This window comes from Anaerosporobacter sp. (assembly GCF_965301125.1).
Genome location: NZ_CBDLAM010000354.1, coordinates 1 through 2,006, shown reverse-complemented (window position 1 = coordinate 2,006; position 2,006 = coordinate 1). Strand labels below are relative to the sequence as shown.

Genomic DNA, 2,006 nt, shown 5'->3' with positions numbered 1-2,006 from the left:
ATTGATATGATTATGAATCAGGATAAATATATATTTGATGGTAAATTAGAGATAGCCCCAAGTGTTAGAATTGGATATGTAAGTCAGTTTACTGGGGTAGACAAAACGAAAGAAATAACAGTATTTGATTACCTTGGGGAAGAATTTATTAATCTACAAAACAAAATAGCATCGATTTGTGCTGAGATGGAAACAGCTTCGGATTTTGATACTTTAATGGAAAAGTACCAAGAAACATTAGATGCTTTTCAAGCCATTGACGGGGATAATTTCGAAAGCAAAATAGAGAAGAATCTAAATCTAGCTGACCTAGGTAAGCATGCAAATCTTCATATATCTAAACTTAGTGGTGGTGAATTCAAACTTCTTCAGGTAATTAAGGTCATGCTAACAAATCCAGGCTTATTAATTATGGATGAACCTGATGTGTATTTAGATTTTGAAAACCTAAATTCTCTTAAAAATCTAATTAATTCATATAAAGGTATCATGTTAATTATTACTCATAACAGATATCTATTAAATCATTGTTTTAATAAAATAATACACCTTGAAAACAAAGAACTTCAAGAGTTTAACGGAAGGTATATAGATTATAACTTATTCCTACTTCAAAACAAAATTGAATTACAAGAGCTAGCTGTTGCTGATGCCGAGGAAATAGAAAGAAATGAACGCATAGTTGAGCAGTTAAGATCAGCTGCAACGATTCATACGAATGCTGCAAGAGGAAGGGCAGTACATGCAAGAGTAAAACATCTGGAAAGATTAGAAGCTCGTCGAATTAAAGCGCCTTTTGTTGATATTAAACAACCAGAAATCAAGTTAGTAACAGATAATGAAATCGAAGAAACAATTGCATTAAAAGTCAATAACTACAGCGTTGCTTTTGCTGATGTATTAATAGAAAATGCTAACTTCGAGATAAAATCTACCGATAAAGTTGCCCTTATCGGTTCTAATGGAACCGGTAAAACGACTTTACTACGAGAGATATATAGCAACAATAATCAAGCAATTGAGATAAATGAAGATATTGAAGTGGCTTTCCTATCTCAGCTTCAAGGAGAAATGTTAGATGAGTCTAAGACAATACTGGAAGAATTCTTAGATGCCGGATTTGAAACAAAACAAGAGATTGCAGAATATGTTCTAAACTATGGTTTTGAGTCAGAAATGCTTAATCAAAAGATTGAATCCTTGTCTGGTGGAGAAAAGAATATACTTCAATTAGCTAAAGTTTCTGCTAGTAAGGCAAATATGTTACTTCTTGATGAACCCACAAGTCATCTTGACACGTATTCACAAATAGCACTTGAAAACGCCATAAAAAATTATAACGGTGCTGTACTCATGATTTCTCATGATTTCTACACGATAGTAAACTGTGCAGATTATGTTTTAATAATTGAGGATAAGACGATTAGAAAAATGAGTTTACGTAAGTTTAGAAAGATGATTTATACTAAATATTTCGATAAAGACTATTTAGAAATTGAACAAAAGAAAAAAGACGTTGAAATGAAAATAGGAATAGCTCTACAAAATACTGATTTTAGCCGTGCAAAAGGTTTATCTGAAAAGTTAGAAGAGTTTATTAAGTTACTATAATTCGTTTTCTGATATTGTGCTCTAACAAAATAATTTTGTTAGAGCACAATTATTTTTTCTAACTGAAACAGGACAATCGAGGATAATATATGAGACCCAATACTTTATATTTCTGATTGATCTTAGAGTTCATTGTAAAAGTGAATCTGAGTGATTCTTGAGTAGATAAAATAAATGCTGACTATATTTTGTGGCTCTAGTTTATACCAGGGGGTACAATAGGTAAAGAATAAAAAACTATTGTTGACAAAAATAGTTAAAAAATGTATAGTACAATGTAAAATAAAACCAAATTATGATTTAGTACGAGTGTAGAATATACAGGAAACGTACAGGTAGATATTGTTGGTAATTCTTATGTGTTTAGTTATTAATTCAAACTTCCCACACTAGAA

Annotated in this window: 1 protein-coding gene; it reads left to right on the top strand. The window is 31.0% G+C overall.

The genetic code is table 11. From position 1 onward, the window contains the following. Positions 1-1,611 (top strand): ATP-binding cassette domain-containing protein (locus tag ACW2QF_RS19870; RefSeq protein ID WP_455717751.1); only part of this gene is annotated, 1,611 nt, incomplete at its 5' end. Positions 1,612-2,006 lie beyond the last annotated feature (395 nt).